Genomic DNA, 24534 nt, shown 5'->3' with positions numbered 1-24534 from the left:
TCTTGGCTTCCTCGCCGCAAGCATGCGGAATGTGGGTACGGATCAGCCGATCCGACCGGATATGAGGTGATGCAGTGAGCTGCAGAAATCTTCGGAAGCCAATCCTCGCCCGGGGCCCGGTCGTCGCGCTGCGCTACGCATGGCTCCGCGCGCCGCCCTCTCACTGCAAAAACCCAACCCGCACCGGTTCAAGAGCCTTGACTCACAAAGCCCCATATGAGGGTGGGCAAAGCGAAGCGTGCCCACCATTCCGAGCAAGCGCTGACGGTGGGCACGCTGCGCTTTGCCCACCCTGCAGCGTCGCCGCGAGCGTTTCACCGCGAAGTGAATCACGAGCAATTGCCGATCCCAATCCAGTACCTGAAGCTTGTTGTCGCGACCTGTCCGACTATGCTCCGATAGAAGAGATAGCTCGGGCGAATTTCGACCCCGCTGACAGGAACTCTGGACGATGGACATTGAGCGGATTTCAGATAGCGAAGCAAAATCTTCGCCCCCGCGCGCGGGCACGCCGCTCGAAGTGCTGCTGGTCTTCCTCAAGCTCGGGCTGACGTCGTTCGGCGGCCCGATCGCCCATATCGGATATTTCCGCAGCGAGTTCGTCGAGCGCCGCAAATGGCTTGACGAACAATCCTATGCGGACCTCGTGGCGCTCTGCCAGTTCCTGCCCGGTCCGGCAAGCAGCCAGGTCGGCTTCGCGCTCGGATTGATGCGCGCCGGTTATCGCGGCGCGCTGGCGGCGTGGACGGGTTTCACGCTGCCGTCGGCCATCGCGCTCGTGCTGTTTGCCTATGGCGCCAGCGCATTGAGCGGACCGGTCGGAACGGGACTGGTGCACGGCCTGAAGCTGGTGGCGGTCGCGATCGTGGCGCAAGCCGTATGGGGCATGGCGCGCACGTTGTGCCCCGACCGCGAGCGGGCCTCGATCGCGACGATCGCGGCAGTCATTATCCTGTTCAGCACGTCATCGGTGGCGCAGATCGGCGCCATCCTGCTCGGCGGACTTGCCGGGTTGTGGCTCTGCCGCGCCGCGCAGCCGAGCGGGGAAAGCCATTTCGCCGTGCCGGTGTCGCGCGCCGCCGCGCTTGCCGCACTGGCGGCGTTCTTCGTCCTGCTCGTCGGCCTGCCGATCCTGGCCCGGCTATGGCCATCCTCCGGCATCGCCCTGTTCGACGCGTTCTATCGCTCGGGCGCCCTTGTGTTTGGCGGCGGTCATGTGGTGCTGCCGCTGCTGCGCGAGGCAGTGGTTACGCCGGGCTGGGTCGGCGACGACGTGTTTCTGACCGGCTATGGCGCGGCCCAGGCCGTCCCCGGACCGCTCTTCACCTTCGCCGCCTATCTGGGCGCGGTCGTCAAGACGTCGCCGCACGGCGTCGCCGGCGCCATCGTCGGCCTGCTCGGCATATTCCTTCCGGGCGTGCTGATCCTGTTTGCGGCGCTGCCGTACTGGGACGGCTTTCGCAAACACCCCAGCGCCCAGGCGATGATGCGCGGCGTGAACGCGGCGGTCGTCGGCATCCTTGGCGCGGCGCTCTACGATCCGGTGTGGACCAGCACGGTGCAGACGCCCGGGGACTTTGCGATCGCCCTCGTCGGATTTGTACTGCTCATCGCCTGGCGCGCACCTCCGCTCGTGGTCGTCGCCTTCAGTGCGATCGCGGGAATGGGCGCGGCGATCCTGTGACGCGCCTGTCAGAACCAGCTCGGCTCGCAACGAGCATGTTCCGTCGCTCGACCAGTGTTTTCCCGGATAGGGCTCCGGTCGCCTTCGGTCTAGGATGAAGTGTTCATGTAATGATATTCACGTTCGCCCGGCAGCCAACACTGCCGGGCTTTTCGTTTGGATACATCGAAGAGTCTAGGCCGCCTTCTGCAGCGGATAAGTCTGCAGGCGCCGTGCCGAAAGCGCGCAACCGTAGTCATGCACGGTGCTGTGCTCAACGACGAAGCGGCGCCTCTCCAGCAAGGCACGGAGGCTATCGTTCGCTGCCGGTTTCTGGGCGTCGACCCAGACCACCAGCACGCCGCTGGCGCTCAGGCATTTCACCAGCCAGTCCAGCGTCGCCTCGAGCGTGCGCAGCGGACGTCGGCGCCAGTCGACAAGCGCAACGTCGTACTGCCCGGCCGGACGCCCGCAATTGCCCGTCGCGGCCGCGCGCAAATAGCCGCGCCGCTGCAGCTCGAGCATCAGCTCAAAGCTCTTGGACCCCGCGACGACGATTCGGTGCTGCATCGAGCAGCCCGCCAGTTGGATCATCGGATCAATGATCCTGTCGCCAGTGCCAACCTGAAGGGAAGACATGACATCACCTATTGCATTCGCTCTCGCCCGCGCGTGTCGGGCCGCACGTAATATCTTCGCAGCCGGATATGATTTCGAGAGCGACCGTCTCGCAGCGGTATATGAGCCGCATAGCCGCAGCCGTAGGATGGGTAGAGCGAAGCGCACTCAAAGTGTCCCCTCAGCCTGAGGAGGTTGCGCAGCAACCGTCTCGAAGGCCGAGGCCACCGGCGGGGCCTCATGGTTCGAGACGCGCGGAGCCTGTCATCGGGCCGCGCTTCGCGCGGACCCGGTGGCGCTCCTCACCATGAGGGGCGACATAGGTGCCAGCCTTATCATTGCGGCGCAGGCCAGCGGCGACCGTCACGCAGATCCGCCATTAACCCTTCGTCCACCATCGCGGCGGGCGGCGGCCGGTAACCAAATCCCTTAACAGACCGTCAATCTGATCCCGACAAGTCTAACGACTTTGTTAGGGAGATTGCCAATGGACGCCTTTGCTCTCGAGTTCATAGGAATGGCAATGGTGGCGCTCTGCCTGATCGTGCTCGCGATGCCCGCGGCCCGGCGGCCGTCCAAGCACCCGCGGCACGAGTAAGGCGGCGGTTCGACCACCGTTTCGTGCCCCGCGCCGCCCATCGGGCGCGTTCGCAACCTGTTCCGGATGACCTGGCCTGAGCCTATGCAAGGCCAGAATTGCAGCCAAGACCCTTGACATACCTGCGCTTTCGGCAGAACGCGTGTCGGAAGCGTCATGGACTGTTCATGGATCTGATTACCACCACCTGGGAACTGCAGGCGGCCTGCGACCGCTTGGCCGCTCACCCCGTCATCACCGTCGATACTGAGTTCCTGCGGGAGACGACCTACTATCCCCTGCTCTGCGTGCTGCAAATGGCAAGCCCGGACGAGGCCGCCGTAATCGACGCGCTCGCCCCCGGCATCGATTTGAAGCCGTTCTTCGAATTGATGGCCAATGAGAAGGTGCTGAAGGTCTTCCACGCCGCCCGGCAGGACATCGAGATCGTCTGGCACCGTGCCAACACCATCCCGCACCCGATCTTCGACACGCAGGTTGCGGCCATGGTGCTCGGCTATGGCGACAGCATCGCCTACGACCAGCTCGTCGAGCGCATCACCGGCCACCGGCCGGACAAGACCCACCGCTTCACGGACTGGTCACGTCGGCCGCTCAGCGCCGAGCAGGTCCAATACGCGGTCTCAGACGTCACGCATTTGCGCGACGTCTTCACCGCGCTCGATGCCGACCTGAAGAAGCGCGGCCGCAACGACTGGGTCAGCGAGGAGATGGAGATATTGACCTCGCCCCGCACCTACGATTTCCATCCGGAGCGCGCCTGGGAGCGGTTGAAAACCAGGGTGCGGAAGCCGCGCGAACTCGCGGTGCTGATCGAGGTCGCCGCGTGGCGCGAACAGGAGGCGCAAGGCCGCGACGTGCCGCGCTCGCGCGTGCTGAAGGACGAGGCGGTCGGCGATATCGCAACGCATGCGCCGACGTCGCTGGAGAAGCTTGCCAACCTGCGCTCGCTGCCGAAAGGATTCGAGCGCTCGAAATGGGGCGCCGACATCATCGCCGCCGTGCAGCGCGGGCTCGCCCGCGACTTCGCGAAACTGCCGAAGATCGAGAAGCCGCGCAACAACGCCAACGGTGCGGCGATCGTCGAACTGTTGAAGGTGCTGCTCAGGATGACGTCGGAGCGCCATGCGGTCGCGAGCAAGGTGATCGCGACCGTCGACGATCTCGAGCAGATCGCCGCCGACGATCATGCCGACGTCGCCGCCCTGCACGGCTGGCGGCGCGAATTGTTCGGCGAGTCGGCGCTCAAGCTCAAGCACGGCCGGCTGGCGCTTGCGATCGACAAGGGACGCGTGGTGAAGGTCGAACGCAGCAAGGAGTAATGGAGTAGTTATGCGACCCCTGCGCAGACCCGCGCACTTATGTTGAAATTCCGGGTCGCAAGCAACACTTTGTGCACACTCATCCCATAGGTTGCGGCATCTTCCCTTTACACGGGACAAGAAACGCATGCCGCATGATCTGGCCGGCAGCGCTGCGCCCATGCAGCGCAAGAAACTTGAAGACGCGCTTCGCCCTGCGTGGGGAGATTTGCGGGTGTTCCTGCTGTGCGCGCGGAACCGCAGCTTCAGCCGCGCCGCCGACGTCCTCGGCGTTCCCGCAACCGCAATGATGCGCAAGATCGACAAGCTCGAGGACGATCTCGGCTGCAAGCTGTTTTCGCGCGACGAGGCGCAACTGACGCTGACCGGCGAAGGCCGGGCGCTGCTGTTCGATGTCGAGCAGATGGAGCGTCTCAGCCTGAACATCGCCAGGCGTGCGCGGGCACCGGCGGAGGTGAGCGGCACCGTGCGGATCGCGGTGACCGAGGGACCCGGGAACTTCTGGGTGCTGCCGCGGCTGATCACGTTCGAGCGGACCTACCGCAATATCATCGTCGAGCTGCGTTGCGTATCCGGCTGCGCGGAAGTTCCGCGGCAGGAGGCGGACATCTCGCTTCAGATCGAGCGGCCGAACGATCCCGAACTGATCGCGACTAAGATCGGCCGGTTGCACATTTACGCCTTCGCCTCGAAAGCCTATCGCGATGCCTACGGCCTGCCGGCATCGCTCGACGAACTGAAGCACCACCGCATCGTCAAGCAGGATGGGGTGCCGCATGGCGACGGCACCTACAAGCGGATCCTCGGCGTGGACTCGCTGGAGGGCATCGTCGGCATCTCCACCAATTCCAGCGTGGCCGTGCTCTACGCGGTCGAACAGGGCGCGGGAATTGGCTTCCTGCCGAGTTCGGTGATTGCGCTCGGCGCGCCTCTGGTCGCGGTCGATCTCGGCGTCAACCATCAACTGGATCTGTGGCTCTGCTATCATCGCCAGTTCCGCCAATCCGACCGCCACAGGCTGATGATCGAATGGCTGAAGAGCATCTTCGACCCCAAGGTCTATGCCTGCTTCCGCGACGAATTCATCCATCCCGACGAATTGACGCCGTTGATGGTGGGATCGCGCGAGCATTTTGGATTGCAGAACTACGTGGCGCCCAAGCCGTTCCCGATCGAGGCGACTACCACTTGAACTCGACGCCGACGGTCCCCTGGTGCGACTGCATCGCGGCGCGGAACTTGCCGTCGTAGTTGAGGTAAAGCCGCGCGGTATTGGTCAGGCTGAGCGACGCCGACGCGCCGGCATCCGCGCCATATCGGCTTTCGGCAATGCCCTGCAGCGTGACGCTCTGGCTGCCGAGACTCACGGTGATATCGCCAAAGTTCTGCGCGACATTGTCGACGAACTTGCCATAGGCCGAGAGGTCGAACACCTTCTGGTCGAATATCCAGTAGTGTCCGACTTCCGCCCCGATCATCACCCGCATCCGCTCCACGGTGGCGGCGCCGGCGAAGACGGGATCGAGGCCGCCGAATTCCTGGAATGATCCGGTCCTGGCGCGGACATATTCGAGGCTCGCCTTCGGCACGATGCGGCTCTGGTCCTTGTCCCAGTAGTAGCTGAGCTCGCTCAGCGCGCCATCGAGCTTGGCGTTGTAACCCGCTGTCGCAAAACCAAAACCGGTGTCGCGGCTGGAGCGGATGTTGCCGAATCCGTGCACCACGGCGATGACCCAGGTCCACGGCCCCTTGTCGACGGTGGCGTGGGCGCCGAACTGGGTCAGGTCGATGGCCGCCGATTGCAGTGCGAGCGGCACGTCGATATCGGTGCGGCTCTGGTCGATGGAGAAGCCGAGATTGACGCCAGGCGCGATCCGGGCGCCGATGCCGGCCACCCCGCCCCAGGTCTTGCGACGGTCGCCGACGAAATCGCCGACTGCGTCGTTGCGCGCCGAGATGCCGTAGCCCTCGAACCAGGTGCGGAAGCCAGGCGCCTCCAGGCTCTCGGAGGCACCTCCCCCGCCGGGATTGTTCCGCGACATGCGGTTGAAGCCGTTGGTCGCCTGATTGCCGATCCGCTCCAGGAAATTGCTGCCGAGATTGGTCATCGCCGAGCCCGCCGCAAGATCGGCGTTAACCATGCTGGCCGTCGGCGACGGGGTGGGCGCAGGAATAGGGCTCGGGCTGGGCGTCGGGGTTGGTGTGGGCGTCGGCGTCGGGGATTGCGCCTGCGCCGAACAGATCGTGCCGATGGCCAGAACAAGCGCAACCACAAATGCCCATGCCGGGCCGCGGCCGCCTCTGACGGAGCTTGCTCGCGACGGGCGCCATGAGCGCATGCATGTAATTCCCAAACGACGCGAGCCTGAAAATGCGCAAAAACAGCGATCGATATCGGCCGATTTGCCCCTACTTCGCCGGGAGCGTCAATTGGCGGCCTCGCGCACTGCGGCCGAGGCAACAGCATTGTGGTCCATCGGCCACAGGGAGTTGCCGCGGCGCACCGATTTCCCTTGGCACACCAGAGGCTTGCTAACTTGCAATTTTCGTGTTGCAATCTCAGGCACAATCGGATTGGGCCGTTCGACTGTGCGTTTCGTGACCTTGAAGTCTAAGAATCGAAATTTGATCAGACTGCCGAAAACCGGTTTGTGGCGTGGTACGCGCGAAGCGTGGCCGCGTCTTTTTTATGTCTAGACGAGGAGACAGGCGATGCCGAAGGGTACCGTCAAGTGGTTCAACCCGACCAAGGGTTATGGGTTCATCAAGCCGGCCGTCGGCGACAAGGACGTCTTCGTCCACATCTCGGCGGTTGAGCGCGCAGGACTCTCTACGCTCAACGAAAACCAGACGATCGAGTACGACCTGGTGGAGAACCGCGGCAAGTCATCCGCGGAAAACCTCAAGGTCTCCTAGACTTCAGTCACGATCCGCTCAGGCAATCATGATTGTGACCCCCGGCATCACCCCGGGGGGATTTCTTTGACGGACGCGGGCGCTGCACTACCTCGCCGCGGGCGAAATCAGCGTGCCGCCTGACGCCGCGTTTCCCGCTGTCTTGCAGACATCGCCTTCCAGCCTGAGCCGGCCTGCCGCAAGCAACCGCAGCGCTTCCGGATAGATTTGATGCTCGATCTGGATGACGCGGGCCGCCAGCGTCTCCGGCGTGTCGTCATCGGCGACCACGACCGCGCCCTGCACCACGATCGGCCCGGCATCGGTCTCCGGGATCACGAAATGCACCGTGGCTCCCGAGATCTTCACGCCTGCCTTGAGCGCCTGGCCATGCGGATCGAGGCCGGGGAAGCACGGCAATAGCGACGGATGGATGTTGAGCATCTTGCCGTACCAACGCTGGACGAATTCCGCAGTGAACAGCCGCATGAAGCCGCCGAGGCAGATCAGCTCCACGTTATTCTCGTCGAGCGCGCGCTGCAGCATCGCCTCGAAGCCGGCGCGGTCCTTGCCGAACGGCTTGCTCTCGATGACGATGGTCGGGATACCGCTCGCACTGGCTTTCGCGAGGCCCGCGGCGTCGCTGCGGTTGGAGATCACCACGACGATCTCGGCCGGAAAGTCTTCCGCCTTCGCGGCCTCGATCAGCGCGACCATGTTCGATCCGCGCCCGGAAATCAGGATGGCGACGCGGCGCTTCATTGCGAAAGATCGAGATGGCCGTTGTAGACCACGCGATGCTCGCCCGTCGCGTGGATCACTTCGCCAAGCAATGTCGCGGTCTCGCCGCTTTCGGTGAAGACCTCCGTGACCCGGTCGACCGCATCCGCTTTCACGATCGCGATCATGCCGATGCCGCAATTGAACGTGCGCAGCAGCTCGAGCTCGGCAATGCCGCCCGCCTCCGCCAGCCATTTGAACACCGGCAGCACCGGCAGCCGGGCGAGATCGATGCCGACACCCAGATGCTTCGGCAATACCCGCGGAATGTTGTCGGTGAAGCCGCCGCCGGTGATGTGGGCCAGCCCCTTGACCGCCCCGGTCTCGCGGATCGCACGCAGGCAGGATTTGACGTAAAGCCGCGTCGGCGTCAGCAAGGCGCCGCCGAGCGTCATGACCGGCGAGAACGGCGCCGGAGCGTCGAAGCTGACGCGCGACTGCTCGACGATCTTGCGCACCAGCGAAAATCCGTTGGAGTGAACGCCGGAGGAGGCAAGCCCGATCACGGCATCGCCGATGGCGATATCCGGTCGCGGCAGCAGCGTCCCGCGCTCGGCGGCCCCTACCGCAAACCCGGCGAGGTCGTAATCGCCGTCCTTGTAGAGCCCCGGCATCTCGGCGGTCTCGCCGCCGATCAGTGCGCAGCCGGATTCGCGGCAGCCCTCGGCGACGCCGGCGACGATCGCGGCCGTCGCCTCCGGATCGAGCTTGCCGCAGGCAAAATAGTCCAGGAAGAACAGCGGTTCCGCGCCCTGTACGACAAGGTCGTTGACCGACATCGCCACCAAGTCGATGCCGATCCCGTCATGCAGCCCGGTCTCGATCGCGATCTTGACCTTGGTGCCGACGCCGTCGGTCGCGGCCACCAGCACGGGGTCCTTGAAGCCGGCCGCTTTCAGGTCGAACAGGCCGCCGAAACCGCCGATCTCGGCGTCAGCGCCGGCGCGCGCGGTGGCGCGGACCATCGGCTTGATCAAGTCGACCAGCCGATTGCCGGCATCGATGTCGACGCCGGAATCCGCGTAAGTGAGGCCGTTCTTGCGCTCGGTCATGGAAAATTCCAGTTGAAGAGGGCTGGTTACGAGGAATTCCGCGCCTGCGCAATGGCTCGCAAGGCGGCCGGCGGTATACTATGTAGATAACAACCGGCTCAGCCCCCAAAAGAGCCGAATCTTCCGTGAATTCAGGCCGGTAGCCGGGAAGCGACCGAGTTGAGCATTCCGAATATCATCACCCTGGGCCGCATCATTCTGGTGCCGGTCATCGTCTGGGCGATCGTCTCCAGCCAGATGGAAATCGCGTTTGCGATCTTCGTGATCGCCGGCGTCAGCGACGCCGTCGACGGTTTCCTCGCCAAGCGCTTCAACATGACGAGCGAGCTCGGCGCCCTGCTCGATCCGCTGGCCGACAAGGCGCTGCTGGTCTCGATCTATGTGGCGCTCGGGATCTGGGGCGCGGTGCCGCGCTGGCTTGTCATCCTCGTGGTGTCGCGCGACATCATGATCGTGGCAGCCGTGATCGTGTCCTGGCTGTTCGACAAGCCGGTCGAGATAAAACCGCTGATGGTCTCGAAACTTAACACGGTGGCTCAGGTCGCGTTCGCGGCGCTGGTGCTGGCCTCGCTCGGTTTCGGTTTCCAGCCAAGGCCTTATGATCTGATCCTGATGGGATTTGTCACCATCTTTACTTTGGTTTCCGTCTCCCTCTATCTCGTGGAGTGGGTGCGGCACATGAGCACGATCGAAGCGCGCTAAAGCGTTTTCGAGCGAAGTGGGCACCGGTTCGCGTGAAGAAAACGCGTCAAACAAGAACGGAAGGCCCCGGAGAGTTTTGCGTGGCAGGTAGCGTTCACCCTCGTCAGCTTGCGTTGGCGCTGCCGCATGCGGAGAGCCTGACCCGCGATGACTTCCTCGAGGGAACGGCGAACGAGGCCGGCCTCGCCTTGATCGAGAGCTGGCCGGACTGGCCGAACCGCATCATGCTGCTGGTCGGCCCTGAGGGATCAGGGAAAAGCCACCTGGCCGCGATCTGGGCCGAGCGCGCCGGCGCGCGTTCGACATCGGCGCACGCGCTGTCAGCCGAGAGCGTGCCAGCGGACCTCGCAACCGGAGCACTCGTGGTTGAAGACCTGAAGCCGCACGGCTTTGACGAGCGCGCGATGTTTCATCTGCTCAATCTCGCCCGCCAGGACGAAGCCTTCGTGCTGATGACCGCTCGCATTCCGCCCTCAGCCTTCGAGATCGAATTGCGCGACCTCCGGTCGCGGCTGCGTGCGGTGCCGACCGTGTCGCTGCTGCCGCCCGACGATCTCCTGTTTCGCGGACTGATCGTCAAATACTGCACCGATCGCCAGATGGCCGTGGACGAACCATTGGTGAGCTATCTCGCCAGCCGGATCGAGCGCTCCTACGCCGCCGCGCGTCAGGCGGTGGAGCTGCTCGACACCGAAGCGCTGCGGCTCGGCCGTCCGGTGACGCGGGCACTGGCCGCGGAATTGTGGCGCAACGCCTGACCCTGCGGCGACTTGACGGCGCAAGGTGGCGGAACGTCAATGTCATCGAAACGTCATCCGTTTATCACATGGTTTGCGCTGCATTTGTTTAACTGGCTCTGGCCTCCCTCGAACGGATCGAGAACTTCATGGAATCGGCACAACCTATTGAAGTACAAGAGAAAGAGCAGGTTGTTGAGCGTCTGCCGGCGATCGCGACGAGCCCCGAACGCTTCATCAACCGCGAACTTTCCTGGCTGCATTTCAACCGCCGCGTGCTGGAAGAGTCTGTCAATCCCGGCCATCCCGCGCTCGAGCGGGTGAGATTCCTGTCGATATCGGCCAATAACCTCGACGAGTTCTTCATGGTCCGCGTCGCCGGTATCAAGGCGCAGGTCCGTGAGGGCATCCCGGAGCGCAGCCCCGACGGGCTGACGCCATCCGAACAGCTCGTCCTGATCAACCAGACCGTTTCCAAGCTCGCCTCCGACCAGCAAGCGATCTGGAGCGACCTGCGCACGATGCTCTCGGAAGTCGGCATCGACCTCGTCGACGGGCGAGAGGTCACCAAGATGGAGCGGGCCTGGATCGAGGACCATTTCCTCCACAGCATCTTCCCACTGCTGACGCCGCTTGCGATCGATCCGGCGCATCCCTTCCCGTTCATCCCCAACCTCGGCTTCACGGTGGCCCTGCAATTGTCGCGGATCTCCGACGGCAAGGCGATGAACGCGCTGATCCGCATGCCCGGCAAGATCGACCGCTTCATCCGCATCCCCAGTGAAGGCCGGCTGCGCCTGATCACGTTGGAGCAGGCCACCGGCCTCTTCATCGGCCGTCTGTTCCCGGGCTACACGGTCAATGGCCAGGGCGCCTTCCGCGTCATCCGCGACTCCGAAATCGAAATCGAGGAAGAAGCCGAAGACCTCGTCCGCACCTTCGAGACCGCGCTGAAGCGGCGCCGGCGCGGATCGGTGATCCGGCTGGAGATCGAGGCCAAGATGCCGGAAGAGCTGCGCCTGTTCGTGCAGCACGCGCTCAATGCCGCCGACGACGAGGTTTTCCTGGTCGACGGCGTGCTGGCCATGAACGAGCTGTCGCAGCTCACCCGGCTCGACCGGCCCGATCTCGAATTCACCCCCTATGTGCCGCGCCATCCGGAACGGGTGCGCGACCACGGCGGCGATATCTTTGCCGCGATCCGGCAGAAGGACCTGATCGTCCACCACCCCTACGAATCCTTCGACGTCGTGGTGCAGTTCCTGCAGCAGGCCGCGCGCGATCCCGACGTCGTTGCGATCAAGCAGACGCTCTATCGCACCTCGCAGAATTCGCCGATCGTGCGCGCGCTGGCGGAGGCGGCTGAAGCCGGCAAGTCGGTCACGGCGCTGATCGAGCTGAAGGCTCGCTTCGACGAGGAAGCCAACATCCGCTGGGCGCGCGACCTCGAACGCGCCGGCGTGCAGGTGGTCTACGGCTTCATCGAGCTCAAGACCCACGCCAAATTGTCGATGGTGGTGCGCCGCGAGGGCGGCAATCTCACCACCTATGTCCACACCGGTACCGGCAACTACCATCCGGTGACCGCGCGCATCTATACCGATCTCTCCTACTTCACCTCCGACCCGATCATCGGCCGCGACGCCGCGCGCGTGTTCAACTACGTCACCGGCTATGCCGAGCCGAGCGACATCGAAAAGATGGCGGTGTCGCCGCTGACGCTGCGCAAGCGCATCATCGAGCATATCCAGGGCGAGATCGGTCATGCGCGTCATGGCCGGCCCGCCGCGATCTGGATGAAGATGAACTCGCTCGTCGACCCCGATATCATCGACGCGCTCTACGAAGCATCGCAAGCGGGAGTGCCGATCGAACTCGTGGTCCGCGGCATCTGCTGCCTCAGGCCGGGCCTGCCGGGACTCTCCGAGAACATCCGCGTCAAATCGGTGATCGGCCGCTTCCTGGAACACGGGCGAATCTATTGCTTCGGCATGGGATATGGCCTGCCGAGCGCGAAAGCGGCTGTGTATATCTCCTCCGCCGACATGATGCCGCGGAACCTCGACCGTCGCGTCGAGGTGCTCTGTCCGCTGCAAAATCCCACGGTTCATCAGCAGGTTCTCGAACAGATCATGGTCGCGAATCTGAAGGATACCGAGCAGAGCTGGCGATTGTTGCCCGACGGATCGTCAACGCGTATGAAGGCCGCGAAAGGCGAAGAGCCTTTCAACCTTCATAATTACTTCATGACGAATCCGAGTCTGTCCGGCCGTGGAAAGTCTCTCAAGGAATCTTCGCCGCGCCGACTTACTCGCCGCAACGAGCGCTAGCCGCCACAAGGGGACTTTCCGGTGAAGCGACCGCGCAAGCGCGCTACCAGCGTCGCTGTCATCGACATTGGCTCCAACTCGGTGCGTCTCGTGGTCTACGAGTCGCTGTCGCGCAGCCTCATCACGTTGTTCAACGAGAAGGCGTTGTGCGGTCTCGGCCGCGAAGTGCAGAGCACCGGGCTTCTCGCGGAGGATGCGGTCGCGAAGGCGCTGACGGCGTTGCGGCGGTTTCGCGCGCTGTGCCGGATCCAGAGGGTCGGCCGCGTCTATGCGATCGCGACGGCGGCCTGTCGCGACGCCAAGAACGGTCCCGATTTCATTGCCGAGGCCGAACGCATCTGCGGAACGCGGATCGAAATTCTATCGGGCCCACGGGAAGCCAAGCTCTCCGCGCTGGGTGTCGTCTCCGGCGTGCACAAGCCCGACGGCATCGTCGGCGATCTCGGTGGCGGCTCGGTCGAACTGATCGACGTCAAGGGCAATCGCGTCCACAGCGGCGTGACGCTGCCGCTCGGCAGCCTCGCCCTGCAGGACCTCTCGCACAAATCGCTGAAGCGCGCCGAGCGCATCGTTCGCAACGAACTGTCCAACGTTCCGCAACTCAAGGCGGGCCGCGGCCGCAGCTTCTACGCGGTCGGCGGCACCTGGCGCGCGCTGGCGCGGATCCACATCATCCAGAGCGGCTATCCGCTCAAGGTGATGCACGGCTATTCGATTCCCGCTGCCGACGCGCTCGATTTCGCGCAGCGCCTGCGCCGGCTGGCGGCAGCCAACATGCTCGCCAATATCGAGGCGGTGGCCGATGCGCGGCGGCCGCTGCTCACCTACGCTGCGCTCGTTCTTGAATACATCATCCGGGTGGCAAAGCCGAAGACGATCGTGTTCTCCACCTTCGGCGTGCGCGAGGGCCTGCTCTACGAAATGCTGCCGCCAGCCGAGCGCGCCAAGGATGGCCTGATCTGCGCGGCGCAGACGATGAACGGCCTGCTCTCGCGATCGGCGCGCCATGCCGAGGAACTGATCGCCTGGACCGATCGGCTGGTGCGCGTCGTGAGGCTGCGCGAAACCGACGAGGACCGCAGGCTGCGTCATGCCGCCTGCCTGCTGTCGGACATCGGGTGGCGGGTGCATCCCGATCACCGCGGCGAGGAGACGCTCAGCCTCATCACCAACGGCAATTTCGGCTCCATCACCCATCAGGGCCGCACCTTCGTCGCGCTCTCGGTGTTCTATCGCTATGCCGGCTTGAGCCTGGAGAACGAACCGCCGGAAATCGTGCAGGAGATGGTGCCGCACACGATGCTCGAACGCGCCCGCCTGCTCGGCGCCGCGTTTCGGGTCGCCCACCTGATCTCGGCGGCACGACCCGGTGTGCTGCCGGCGACGCATTTCCGCACCGACGGACGTAAACTCATGCTGGTGTTCGAGCACCAGATGGTCGATCTCGTCGCCGATCGCGTCGGCAGCCGCTTCAAGCAATTGGCGCGCCTGGTCGGACGCACCGGTTCGATCGTGCGGCGCTGAGAGACGCTTCTAATGTGCTTCTCGCATAAACATCCATGGTTTATGCTTTCTGTTTATGAACATCCAGGACATTCAGGCGTTCATTGCGGTGGCAGAAACGGGTTCGGTCAATCGTGCCGCGGTTCGGCTCAACCTGACCCAGCCTGCCACCACGCGACGAATTCAGAATTTTGAGGCCGCCCTCCGCGGAGATCCTCTGTTCGACCGATCGGTGAAGCCGGCGATCCTGACTGCACACGGGAACCATGTGCTCGAACATTGTCGGCGCGTTCTCGTCGCGGTTGCCGAGTTGGAGGCGTGCGCAACAAGCGCAGCCAATCCTACGGGCGAACTGAGGGTCGGCGTAGCTCACGGGCTGGGCGAAATGGTCCTGACCTCTCCACTCGATGCGCTGCGACGATCATATCCACGCATCCGGATGCAAGTCAGCTCAAACTGGAGCACCGGTTTGATTGAGGAAGTCCGTGGCGGCGCCATCGATTGCGCCATTGGATTGCTGACGGACGCGCATGCCGTGCCAACTAGCCTGTTGCGCGTTTCGCTAGGGAGCGAGCGGGTCATTGTCGTGTCTTCTTCGCGAGCGTCGACCAAGCGAGATGGCGGTCCGTGGCGGCTACGTGATTTGGCGCAAGAGGGCTGGCTCCTTAATCCGCGAGGCTGCGGCTGCCGCGCCGCCCTCGAGCGCGCGTTTGACCGGCACAACACTCCCGTCCACATAGCGGCTGAAGTCTTTGGCGAAGACCTTCAGCTGTCGCTCCTTGCCCACAGTGGCGGACTGGGGCTTGTGCCTTATCGGCAATTTGAGCGGAGCCCTCATCGCGCCCGCCTCCAGGCCCTCGACGTGGCTGACTTCCAGATATCCGCAACGGTGACACTGATCCGCAACGTGGTGCCCAGCCGTTTCGATCCCGCAATCGAGTTGCTGGCACAAGAGCTGAAGGCCAAGCTTGATGATAATGACAACGCATAATCATTATCTGAAATATGCATTTGATCGATATTCTCGTGGCCTCCATAGTCCCCTCACTGCGCAAGGGATCGGTCTAGATCGAGGCGACGCGAGCCTGCGCTTTCACTTCGATTGCAGGGGTCCACGTTTCATGATCGTCACAGTCTTTCGGTCCCGTCTCAACATGCAGGCGCAAGAAGAATACGGCGCTATGGCAAAGCGCATGGGCGAGTTGGCGCGTACCGTGCCCGGCTACGTGTCCCACAAAGGGTTTGTTGCAGAGGACGGTGAAAGGGTGACCATCGTGGAGTTCGAATCCGAGGAAGCGCTTCGCCAATGGAAAGGACATCCAGACCACATCGAGGCCAAAAAGCTTGGCTTCACAAAGTTCTTCAGCGCCTTCAAATACCAAATATGCAGCGTCGTCCGCGTCCGCACATGGGAGCGTAAGGGCGGCGAGAAATGACGCCTTCGCTTCACCACTCGCCGCATAAGCTCGCAAGCCGGACGAAAGGGAGCCTCCCTTGCAACTCGACCACCTGACGATCATTGCCCCCAATCTTGAGGCGGGCGCCGAGCATGTCCGCAATCTGCTTGGTGTCGAAATGCAGTTCGGAGGCCGCCATCCAGAGATGGGGACCCATAATCTGCTCTTGCGCTTGGGCGACGATGTGTTCCTCGAGGTCATAGCCGTTGATCCGGACGCAGGAGATCCGGGACGCATTCGCTGGTTTGGCTTGAGCGATCCGGCCAATGTCAAACGTGCTTGGGATGCCGGGCGTCGTCTTCGCGGATGGGTCGTCCGGACGAGCAATATCGACGCAGTCCTTTCTGCTCACGGGGCTATCCTCGGGCAGAAGACGCGTGTGTCGCGCGGGGATCGCTCCTGGTCTTTCTCGGTGCCTTACGACGGATCATTGCCCATGAGCGGCATTGCGCCGTCAGTCATCGACTGGGGAGAGCGCGGACATCCTGCGAAGACGATGACGAATCTCGACCTGTCACTTGTCGAATTCTCGGTCGAACATCCGGACCCGACAACGGTCAAAGCCGCTCATGAAACACTTGGCCTGCAAGACCCGCCGCGCGTTCAGGAGGGAGAGCAGCACCGTTACCGGGCCCTTATCAAGACCTCCGCTGGGTTGAGGGAGTTGTATTAGGCCGCCTTGGCGGCCCGCTCGGCGTGATGCAGCGCGCGCCGGCGCCAGATCGATCCGACCACCAGCACCACGATGACGCCAAGCAGCGCCAGCGCGATCTCGCCGCCATGGCCGCCACTGGCAAAATGCGGACCGATGCCGAGCGCGCCCAGCCAGGAATCGAGCTTGTCGCCGACCGGTCCGGCAAACAGCGCATCGAGCTTCGGATCCACTGCCGGGTCGGTCGCGATCACGTCGCCGGCGATCCAGCCGAGCAGCGCTGCGCCGGCCCAGACCAGGACCGGCAGCTTGTTGAGCAGCGCCATGATCAGCGCCGCGCCCGCGACGATCAGGGGCACGCTGATCGCAAGGCCCAAGACCAGAAGCGGCACGCTGCCATTGGCCGCGGCGGCAACCGCGATCACGTTGTCGAGGCTCATGACGATGTCGGCGACGACGACGATCTGCACTGCCGCCCACAGATGCGCGGCCGCATCCACGCTGTCCTCGTCATCGTGTTCGGGAACGAGCAGCTTTGCCGCAATCACGAGCAACGCCAGCCCGCCGATCAGCTTGAGGTAAGGGAATTCCATCAAGGTCGCGACGATGCCGGTGAAGATGATGCGCAGCAGCACCGCGGCCGCCGCGCCGAAGATCATCCCCCACAGCCGCTGCCGCGGCGCGAGCCCGCGGCAGGCCAGCGCGATCACCAATGCGTTGTCGCCCGACAAGAGCACGTTGATCCAGATGATCTTGCCGACGGCGACCCAGAACGTGGTGGTCGCCATCTCGCTCTTGAACTGCGTGAAGAAAGCCGCGAGATTCGCGGGATCAACGATCTGCGACAGCCAGTCCACAGCGGTTCCTTTCGGCCTTTGCGGCCGCCCCTCACGCGGCGGTCAGGCCGCCGCAACCTTGTTGCACTAGAGCGTTTTCGAGCGGAGTGGATATCCGTTCGCGTGAAGAAAACGCTCTAGCCGACGATCTCGTTACCCGAGAAGAACTGCGCGATCTCGATCACGGCCGTCTCCGGGGCGTCGGATCCGTGCACGGAATTCTCGCCGATCGATTTCGCATGGAGCTTGCGGATCGTGCCTTCGGCCGCCTTGGACGGGTCGGTGGCGCCCATCACGTCGCGATATTTGGCGATCGCCCCCTCGCCTTCCAGCACCTGGACCACGACGGGACCGGAGGTCATGAACTCGACCAGTTCGCCGAAGAACGGGCGCGCCTTGTGGACCGCATAGAAAGTCTCGGCCTGCTCGCGGGTCATGCGAATCCGCTTCTGGGCCACGATCCGCAGCCCGGCCTTCTCGATCAGCGCGTTGACCGCGCCGGTCAGGTTACGCTCCGTCGCGTCGGGCTTGATGATCGAGAAAGTGCGTTCAGTCGCCATGATTTCGTCCTTGCAAACGCTGGTTAACGAGTTGCGGGGGCTTATATCGGCGCGATCTCGGGACGGCAAGCGACCCGGTGTCGCCCTCACGCCTTTAGTTTTCAGCGCGATTTGGCGACCAGGATCAGCCTCGGGCCCCGGCTGCCGGGGCGTTAACCGGCCCGGATTACGACAATTTCACGAAAGCGAAATGCGCGGGATTGTAATAGCGAGGCGGCCATCGTGCCGCTGGGCATTTGGAGCCTGGCCGCCTTGTTCCGCCTTCGCCCATCCCTCACCTATTCGGGCCGCCCCTGACCGGGAGCGGGGAAACTAGACGCGCGCATGCGTTTTGACGGATCGCCCGGTCGATAGGCGGCGTCCGGCCGACCAGCCGGCGGCCGTCCTACGGGCTTTGAGTGGGACCGCCCATGTGCCCGATATGGGACATGTGCCCGCCCAAGGAGCAAACGGCAGATGATGCAGACCGTCACCGGCAAGGTCTACATCGGCCAGCCCGCCAGACAAGCGGAAGCCGGATTGTGGCTCGCCGCCTAGCCTCCCCGGGGCTGCCGCGCACGACGAAATCGGCAGCCGCCGGGCCGCCGTACTGGTTCCATGTCCGGACAAATCCGGTGGAGATCGATCAGCAGCTTCTGCGATCGTTTGCTCCCGTTAGTATCGAGTGAGTTCTCGATGAATTTTTCGACCAGAGCGGTCCAACAGGAAATGGCGAAGTCCTCAAAGCTGGTGGCCTCGAAGCGCGGTCGCGTACTTCTCGTCAGACGACGGCGTGACAGGCTGTGGATGTTTCCCGGCGGACGCAAGCGCGGAAGCGAGACCGAGAAACAGTGCTTGCGACGCGAAATCAAGGAAGAATTGCCAAAGCTAAAGGTTGGACAGCTAAAGCTTTGGAAAGAGGTAAGGGCCAAGAACCGCCGCTCCGGTCGCAAGATGAGCGACGCGATCTTCATCGCGAATAAGGCTTCCGGCGCGCTCAAGATTGGCGACAAACAAGAGATCGACCGCGCGATATGGCGCAAACCGCGCGGCGTGCGGCTGACGCCGACCTCGCGCTACATCCGCGACAAGCTATTCCCGAAGTAAATCGCAAGGTTGATACCGGGGCACGCTGGACGGGATCGACGACCTCCGCGCTGCGCTCGCTGATCCGGTCGCCGCGCGTGCAACTGTCGCAACATCTTGTGACTATCAGTTCAGTGATCGCATTAATTGTAGATGAGGACCAACGGAGAAAGAAGATCATGGGGCGGGACACCGAGCAAGTTATCCAGCAGATGGTGGCGACCGGAAAGTGGTCAGATAGATTTGTTAGGTTGAGCCTTCGGGCCGACTTCAAATGCGAATATTGCGGTCTGGATTTTCTAGCGTCGCCGGAAAACTACAAGCAATGGCAGTGCGATCATATCGTCCCGAGAAGGCGTGGAGGTTCGGAAGACTTTGACAACCTCGCCGCCACCTGCCGAACCTGCAACTTCTCTTTCAAAGGCCACTGGGACCCGCGAAAGCGCGTCGGGCCGAGCGCTACGCGCGCCTGCCTGATCAAAGCCGCAAAATGGTATATTGCGGAGCGGAAGCGACTGACGGAGCAACAGATTGCTCGCGAGAAGCTCATCATGGGGAGAGCGTAGGCCCGCTCCCTGACTCCGCGAGGCACCCGCTCGTCGAGCAGGCGGGTGTTTACACCAACTAACATCTAGTCGTGTTGCTGCCGCTTCGCACCTGTCCCTATTGACTCGCCGGCCGGTTGAGCTTCTATGCCGTCCGGGTCTGAGGGGTGTATCGATGCATAGGTGGGGCATCGTGGCGCTGTGCGCCACGCTAGGCGGTTGCGTAACAAGCGGCGAGACAGTCCAGTTTCGAGCATCCAATCCGCAGCAGCAGGCGCTCGTAAGGGATGGGCGGCCGGCCTTGGTTTCCCGCCAGAAGAATTCGGTCGTTCTGGTCGGCCCGGCTTCGCGGCAATTGCAGACTAACGGCCGTCCGGTGTTTGTCGTCGGTATCAACAATCTCGGCAAGACCCCCGTAGATTTCCGGGTCTCTCAAGTTGAGGCGATGCAGCACGTCGCCGGCTCCGACTATCCGATGCAAGTCGTCACCTACGAGATGCTGGTCCAGGAGGAGAAGAACCGGCAGGTTGCGGCTGCCATCTTCACCGGCCTCGCGGCGGCCGGCAACGCCTACAGCGCATCACAGGCCGGGTACGGTAGCTATACGACTCCGAGGGGCCACACCGGAACGTTCTACAGCCCGACCGCCGCTGCGATCGCCCAAGGTAACGCCTCCGCTCAGAACGAGGCCATGGTCGCCGCGACGATTGAAACCGGGCAACGCAACATGGCCGCCCTTGAGCAGTCGGTCATCAAGGACAACACGCTGATGCCGGGCGAATGGTACGGCGGCCAACTGCATCTGGCCCCGCCGACCGATCAGGGCGGCGCGGCAAAGAGCTACACCATCATCATCACTATCGGCACCGAGCGCCACGTGATCGACGTCTCGCAGGGACCGGCCGGCGCCTGATCATCGCGAACGTCCCGTGGCTCGACAGACAGCTAGGTGTCTCGAATTTATCCACCGCAATCCCTAGCGGCTTGCCGCGAATGACTGCCCAACGCATCATTCCGGCTATGGGGTCGAAATCACGCGAGAGACTTTTCGGCGCGACCGTGCGCGCATCTGCCGAGCAAGCGGCCCAGGCGCGCAAGGAAGCCGACCGGCTCGCCTGTGAGGCCTGGAACAAGCGCATGCTGGCGTTTCAGGGCCCGGCACAGCCTTCGCCAGCGCTCGGCGACGCGCTCAACGCCGGTTACATCTATCTCGAAGTGAAGTGCCTCGGCTGCGAGACGCACCAGACGGTCGCACTCGACATCATCCGCCGGCCGAAGGCGACGCCGGTCCACGAGCTTGAGCGCTACATGCGCTGCAAACTATGCTCGGAAGAACGCGGCTACCCATACAAGCGCAGCCATCTCGTTGCGTTGCGGCCGACAAAAATATCCGCCGACGATCCGGCGTCACATTGGTGGCCCGGCGAGCGGTGACTTAGAGGACAGTTGAAACCATGCCTCTCACTTTGAATTTCGAATGGGAAGAAGCGCCGGGAGCAAGGACCCTGAGCAATCCCGGCAACGCGCGGTCTGCAGATCGATTTGCCGATGCTCCGGCCAAGCAGACGGCTCGTCAGTCGGCGTTCTATAGAAATCTGGTTCGCCTCGCTGAACAAACAGGGTCGAGGACACTTCCTATTGAATTTTTGACGCATGACGGAACCCCAAAGCGCATGGACTACGGCTGCATAAAGATCGCTGAGCATGCAGGGTTCATTGAGAAGCTCGAAAATTCGTCGAGCGGCGTAGTTGAAACTGTTACGTTAGCTTGGAACCCATCAATCTGATTTTCGGCTCGGCCGTGTGCAATCTTTATTCGATCACCACAAACCAAGAGGCCATCCGCGCGCTTTTCCGCGTGGTCAACCAGTACGTAGGCAATCTTCCGCCGATGCCGGGTGTGTTCCCCGACTACCCAGCGCCGGTCGTCCGCAACACCGACGTCGGCCGCGAGATGGTGCTGATGCGGTGGGGAATGCCGTCAGCGCCGCGGACGCCGGGACCGCCCGTGACGAACATCCGCAACACGTCGTCGCCGCACTGGCGCGGATGGCTCAAGCCGGAGAACCGCTCCTTGGTCCCGGCGAACAGCTTTGCCGAGTACGCGCCCGAGCCAAACCCCGAGACCAAGAAAAAGGACGTTGTCTGGTTCGCGCTCAACGAGGACCGCCCCCTGTTTGCCTTTGCCGGCATATGGACCGAGTTCAAGGGCAACCGAGGCACCAAGTCCAAGCCGATCCCCGGGCCGCATCTCGTCTATGGCTTCTTGACTACGGCACCGAACGCCGTCGTCAAGCCAATCCATCCGAAGGCGATGCCGGTGATCCTGACGACGGATGAAGAGCGCGACGTCTGGATGCGCGCGCCGTGGGGCGAAGCGAAGGAGTTGCAGCGTCCATTGCCCGATAACTTGCTCAAGATCGTGATGCGCGGCGACGAAAAGGAAGATCGTGCGGCTGCGTGAACGAATAATCGCCGAGCCATGAGCGCAACGGCATCATTGATGGTCGATGGGCCGGAAGAATACAGGAGGGTGCATGTCCGAAATCTCTGCTGACGAAACTGAGGAACAGTCATCTCGCCACTCGGCACAATCAGATGACGAGGGCGCAGATACTCGTCAAAAGCTTCTTGTCGAGATCTGGAAGCAGGCTGTTGATACCCAAAAACATTTCAATGATATGTGCGGTAAGTCGCGCCAGCTTGGGCTAACGTTCGTGGCAGCGAGTTTGGGCGCCGCCCTGTATCTTTTCATCCGAACGCCCGGTGGTACGAGCGAAGGCGGCGCAGGTAGTTCCGTTGTCCCGGTCTATGCATATGCCTTCGATGTCGGCGGCCACTCGATCGTTCTGCACGTTTCACTCGCAATCATTTTAGCCGCCATAGCGGCGGTTATCGCGGTTAAAAAGCTTGATTTGGGCGTTTACCACCAGATGCTTCGCGGCGCCGTTACGTTCGGCGAGGACCTAGAGGAGAAGCACATCCGACCGCTCGTGGGACTACAAAAGGGCATGACTCAGTCCATTTCCCATTTTAGCCGCAACAGCGACGCTCGGACGTCAACAGGTGATGACGGTAGCTATGTTTACTTGGGCGACGACAGAAAGAATGCAGGTGACAAGTTGGCGGGCTTCTACAACATCATTCTAGGCTTCTTGGCAGTTTTCGGTGCAGCTATCTTCGTGGCGAGCAATTTTCTGAAAGCCGTCTGATGAAGAACGTCGATCTCGCCGTATTTGACCTCGATAACACCTTATATGATTGGTATGCGTCTTTTCTGCCTGCCTTCTATTCAATGGTCGACGCGGCGACCTCGATCCTATGCTGTGATCGCGAACTGCTATTGGATCAACTCCGGTCCATCCATGTCAGGCACCACGATGTCGAGCACCCATATAGCTTGCTCGAGACGCCAATTGTTCAGCAACTTCTCGGCAAGAATGCGCGAGAGGCCCTTGATCCCGCATTCTATGCTTTCAACAAGTCCAGAAAAGACAATCTGAAACTATTCCCGGAAGTGCGGGAGACGCTCAAAGAACTAGAACGCCGAAATATCAAGCTAGTGGCATTTACAGATAGCAGCTACTTCGCCGCCTTGCGCCGCATCCGTCAACTGGAACTCGCGAATTCGTTCAGGCACATATTCTGCCGTGCAAGAAGCAAGAGCAGCCTTGCTGATCGGCAGTTTGTTGCGGACCCCGAGGATAGTTTGCACGCAATAACGATCGAGCTTCCGGCAGACGAAGCAAAGCCTGATCCGCGCGTGCTCCTCGACATAGCAAGGACCGAACGCATCGCAATCTCGTCGATTGCCTACATCGGAGACAGCATTTCACGAGATATTTTGATGGCGAAGAAGGCCGGTTGTGTGGCGATATGGGCCAAGTATGGCGTCCGGCGTGATCGGGAGATGTATGAACAACTGGTGCGCATATCTCATTGGACCGACGAGGACATCAGACGCGAAAAGGACTTCGCCAACGAAGCGGCGGCGATTATCCCCGATTTGACATGCGAAAAATCGATCTCAGAAATTCTTCCTTTCTTATGGGGCCCAATTGTGTAGAGGCGGACTTCATGGTTGCTAGTTATCCCCTCCGCGTTGGCTTGCGAAGTTCCCGCAACGGGATGCTTGGTATAGCGCACTCGCCTTCGGGCGGCGGACGATCTTCCTCCTGCGCAGCGTAGGCTTCCGGATCGCCTAGGATCGGCACCGGCTCACCGCTCCACCCGCACTTGTCGCATGTCGGCCGCTCCCATTCGACGTCGGGGACGCTTGAATGAAATCCGCGCTGCGGAGATAGCCGGTTCGAGCCGCAGGCGGGACATGCGTCGGGCACGCCACGGAGATGCCGGATAGCGAGGGACCCCGCCAAGCCGAGCGCATGTTCAACTGTGGTCGTCGCCGCCTCGGCGTCATGCCACGTTGAAGCCTTGGCGTGGGTGAGCCAGTTGGAGAAGCGCCACGACTCATCCAGCAACATCTTGAATAAATGGCGGCGGTGCTCGTGGGTCTGCCCACCGAGGCAAGTCGAACAGATGTAGTCCGCCCAAGCTTTGAAGTCGCCCTGCTTAGGTTTGGTGCCTTCATCGCCCTCCCAAGGCACGATCACTTGCGCAGCGCTCGTGAACGCAAGCAATGCCTCACGACAACGAACGCCTATGGTTTGAAAGTCGCTGACCTCTTGTGCGCAGGCTAGAGCATCAGACGCTTCGGTCAGGTGACGGAAACATGCCGCAAGTGGCTCGACAGGAAGTTCTGATAACTTGATCTTTTGGCCCCGGGGGATACGCAAGCAGAGACCAACATGAAACGTAACGGCCAAGTCCATATTCGGAAACTGTTCTTGCGAGTACAGGTTGGTCGGATTGGTGATCACCCACCAGCGATCGACGTTGGTGTGAACATCCCAAACGACATGCTGATGGCTCAGAACGTTCTCGGCGTAGACTTTCTGCAAAAACTCGACAGCTAGATCAGGCGCCTGCCAGGTCATATAGTCAATGATGGCCTGTCTCTCGTCGGGCGTAGACTGCAACATGGTGGACCAATCCGGGATGATCGGCCCTTGCTTTACCACGAGTCGGGGCGCGCGGCACAACGATCGCGAATATGGGCCGGCAGCTATGTCGTGACGGTTCCGCGAATGCTTGAGGCGGACTACCAGCCGCATGGTCAAAGGAGCTTGAGGCCATATTGAAAAGTTGGAGGCGGCCCG

At 62.2% G+C, this 24534-nt stretch carries 26 protein-coding genes; 19 read left to right on the top strand and 7 right to left on the bottom strand.

Annotated features, from left to right (window positions below; genetic code table 11):
• Positions 1-451: 451 nt before the first annotated feature.
• Entirely contained in the window at positions 452-1684 is a 1233-nt protein-coding gene (gene chrA / locus ACVJGD_RS05175; protein ID WP_456633343.1) for a chromate efflux transporter, read from the top strand.
• Between the two features lie 174 nt (positions 1685-1858).
• On the opposite strand, the gene ACVJGD_RS05170 is transcribed toward chrA, so the two are convergent.
• Positions 1859-2257: a hypothetical protein gene (locus tag ACVJGD_RS05170; protein ID WP_456633342.1), complete on the bottom strand. Its 399-nt coding sequence runs from the start codon at positions 2255-2257 to the stop codon at positions 1859-1861.
• Positions 2258-3046: 789 nt separating this feature from the next.
• Here ACVJGD_RS05170 and rnd point away from each other — a divergent pair.
• On the top strand, positions 3047-4201 hold the full coding sequence (gene rnd / locus ACVJGD_RS05165) for a ribonuclease D (protein ID WP_456633341.1): 1155 nt from the start codon (positions 3047-3049) through the stop codon (positions 4199-4201).
• Between the two features lie 127 nt (positions 4202-4328).
• The gene (locus ACVJGD_RS05160) at positions 4329-5393 is read left to right on the top strand and encodes a LysR family transcriptional regulator (protein ID WP_456633340.1); all 1065 of its coding nucleotides are present in this window, start codon (positions 4329-4331) and stop codon (positions 5391-5393) included.
• Here ACVJGD_RS05160 and ACVJGD_RS05155 read toward each other — a convergent pair.
• Positions 5383-6540, bottom strand: a complete 1158-nt coding sequence (locus ACVJGD_RS05155) for an autotransporter outer membrane beta-barrel domain-containing protein (RefSeq protein ID WP_456633339.1) — start codon at positions 6538-6540, stop codon at positions 5383-5385. The genes ACVJGD_RS05160 and ACVJGD_RS05155 overlap by 11 nt on opposite strands.
• Before the next feature lie 373 nt (positions 6541-6913).
• On the opposite strand from ACVJGD_RS05155, the gene ACVJGD_RS05150 reads away from it, so the two are divergent.
• Positions 6914-7117, top strand: a complete 204-nt coding sequence (locus ACVJGD_RS05150; RefSeq protein ID WP_225116250.1) for a cold-shock protein — start codon at positions 6914-6916, stop codon at positions 7115-7117.
• An 87-nt stretch (positions 7118-7204) separates the two neighbouring features.
• Here ACVJGD_RS05150 and purN read toward each other — a convergent pair whose 3' ends face one another.
• Complete coding sequence (purN, locus tag ACVJGD_RS05145) at positions 7205-7858, bottom strand: phosphoribosylglycinamide formyltransferase (protein ID WP_456633338.1); 654 nt, start codon at positions 7856-7858, stop codon at positions 7205-7207.
• A complete protein-coding gene (gene purM, locus ACVJGD_RS05140) occupies positions 7855-8928 on the bottom strand; it encodes a phosphoribosylformylglycinamidine cyclo-ligase (protein ID WP_456633337.1) in 1074 nt (357 codons plus the stop codon). The genes purN and purM overlap by 4 nt, the downstream gene beginning before the upstream one ends.
• Before the next feature lie 159 nt (positions 8929-9087).
• Here purM and ACVJGD_RS05135 point away from each other — a divergent pair, with 159 nt between their 5' ends.
• From ACVJGD_RS05135 to ACVJGD_RS05105, 7 genes are all read left to right on the top strand, one after another.
• Positions 9088-9630: a CDP-alcohol phosphatidyltransferase family protein gene (locus ACVJGD_RS05135; protein WP_225703874.1), complete on the top strand. Its 543-nt coding sequence runs from the start codon at positions 9088-9090 to the stop codon at positions 9628-9630.
• Positions 9631-9710: 80 nt separating this feature from the next.
• Positions 9711-10388, top strand: coding sequence for a chromosomal replication initiator DnaA (locus tag ACVJGD_RS05130; RefSeq protein WP_456633336.1), 678 nt, complete (start codon positions 9711-9713; stop codon positions 10386-10388).
• Between the two features lie 128 nt (positions 10389-10516).
• A complete protein-coding gene (locus ACVJGD_RS05125; RefSeq protein ID WP_456633335.1) occupies positions 10517-12697 on the top strand; it encodes an RNA degradosome polyphosphate kinase in 2181 nt (726 codons plus the stop codon).
• A 21-nt stretch (positions 12698-12718) separates the two neighbouring features.
• Entirely contained in the window at positions 12719-14221 is a 1503-nt protein-coding gene (gene ppx, locus ACVJGD_RS05120; protein WP_456633334.1) for an exopolyphosphatase, read from the top strand.
• A gap of 55 nt (positions 14222-14276) precedes the next feature.
• A complete protein-coding gene (locus ACVJGD_RS05115; RefSeq protein WP_456633333.1) occupies positions 14277-15191 on the top strand; it encodes a LysR family transcriptional regulator in 915 nt (304 codons plus the stop codon).
• A gap of 130 nt (positions 15192-15321) precedes the next feature.
• The gene (locus ACVJGD_RS05110; RefSeq protein ID WP_456633332.1) at positions 15322-15636 is read left to right on the top strand and encodes an antibiotic biosynthesis monooxygenase family protein; all 315 of its coding nucleotides are present in this window, start codon (positions 15322-15324) and stop codon (positions 15634-15636) included.
• Positions 15637-15694: 58 nt separating this feature from the next.
• On the top strand, positions 15695-16330 hold the full coding sequence (locus ACVJGD_RS05105) for a VOC family protein (protein WP_456633331.1): 636 nt from the start codon (positions 15695-15697) through the stop codon (positions 16328-16330).
• Here the strand turns inward: ACVJGD_RS05105 and ACVJGD_RS05100 are convergent.
• Both ACVJGD_RS05100 and ndk read right to left on the bottom strand, forming a co-directional pair.
• Complete coding sequence (locus ACVJGD_RS05100) at positions 16327-17166, bottom strand: TerC family protein (RefSeq protein ID WP_456633330.1); 840 nt, start codon at positions 17164-17166, stop codon at positions 16327-16329. The two genes, ACVJGD_RS05105 and ACVJGD_RS05100, sit on opposite strands and share 4 nt — an antisense overlap.
• 116 nt (positions 17167-17282) lie before the next feature.
• Complete coding sequence (gene ndk, locus ACVJGD_RS05095) at positions 17283-17705, bottom strand: nucleoside-diphosphate kinase (protein ID WP_456633329.1); 423 nt, start codon at positions 17703-17705, stop codon at positions 17283-17285.
• Positions 17706-18413: 708 nt separating this feature from the next.
• Here ndk and ACVJGD_RS05090 point away from each other — a divergent pair.
• The 8 genes from ACVJGD_RS05090 to ACVJGD_RS05055 all read left to right on the top strand — a co-directional run bounded on the left by ACVJGD_RS05090 (position 18414) and on the right by ACVJGD_RS05055 (position 23381).
• Positions 18414-18791: an NUDIX hydrolase gene (locus ACVJGD_RS05090; RefSeq protein WP_456640177.1), complete on the top strand. Its 378-nt coding sequence runs from the start codon at positions 18414-18416 to the stop codon at positions 18789-18791.
• The gene (locus ACVJGD_RS05085) at positions 18719-19336 is read left to right on the top strand and encodes an HNH endonuclease (protein WP_456633328.1); all 618 of its coding nucleotides are present in this window, start codon (positions 18719-18721) and stop codon (positions 19334-19336) included. Before ACVJGD_RS05090 ends, ACVJGD_RS05085 begins: the two co-directional genes overlap by 73 nt.
• Before the next feature lie 154 nt (positions 19337-19490).
• Positions 19491-20228, top strand: coding sequence for a hypothetical protein (locus ACVJGD_RS05080; protein ID WP_456633327.1), 738 nt, complete (start codon positions 19491-19493; stop codon positions 20226-20228).
• Between the two features lie 107 nt (positions 20229-20335).
• Positions 20336-20749 carry a hypothetical protein gene (locus ACVJGD_RS05075; RefSeq protein WP_456640176.1) on the top strand — a complete coding sequence of 138 codons (414 nt, stop codon included), beginning with the start codon at positions 20336-20338 and terminating at the stop codon, positions 20747-20749.
• Positions 20750-20769: 20 nt separating this feature from the next.
• The gene (locus ACVJGD_RS05070; protein ID WP_456633326.1) at positions 20770-21102 is read left to right on the top strand and encodes a hypothetical protein; all 333 of its coding nucleotides are present in this window, start codon (positions 20770-20772) and stop codon (positions 21100-21102) included.
• 14 nt (positions 21103-21116) lie between these two features.
• Positions 21117-21779, top strand: coding sequence for an SOS response-associated peptidase (locus ACVJGD_RS05065; protein ID WP_456640175.1), 663 nt, complete (start codon positions 21117-21119; stop codon positions 21777-21779).
• A 73-nt stretch (positions 21780-21852) separates the two neighbouring features.
• A complete protein-coding gene (locus ACVJGD_RS05060; protein WP_456633325.1) occupies positions 21853-22527 on the top strand; it encodes a hypothetical protein in 675 nt (224 codons plus the stop codon).
• The gene (locus ACVJGD_RS05055) at positions 22527-23381 is read left to right on the top strand and encodes an HAD family hydrolase (RefSeq protein ID WP_456633324.1); all 855 of its coding nucleotides are present in this window, start codon (positions 22527-22529) and stop codon (positions 23379-23381) included. Before ACVJGD_RS05060 ends, ACVJGD_RS05055 begins: the two co-directional genes overlap by 1 nt.
• Positions 23382-23403: 22 nt before the next feature.
• Here the strand turns inward: ACVJGD_RS05055 and ACVJGD_RS05050 are convergent, their stop codons facing one another.
• Positions 23404-24357, bottom strand: a complete 954-nt coding sequence (locus ACVJGD_RS05050; protein ID WP_456633323.1) for a hypothetical protein — start codon at positions 24355-24357, stop codon at positions 23404-23406.
• Positions 24358-24534: the final 177 nt, after the last annotated feature.

The organism is Bradyrhizobium sp. USDA 10063, assembly GCF_054063735.1.
Note: the sequence above shows the minus strand (reverse complement) of the source record. Positions and strands in the feature narration are given on the sequence as shown.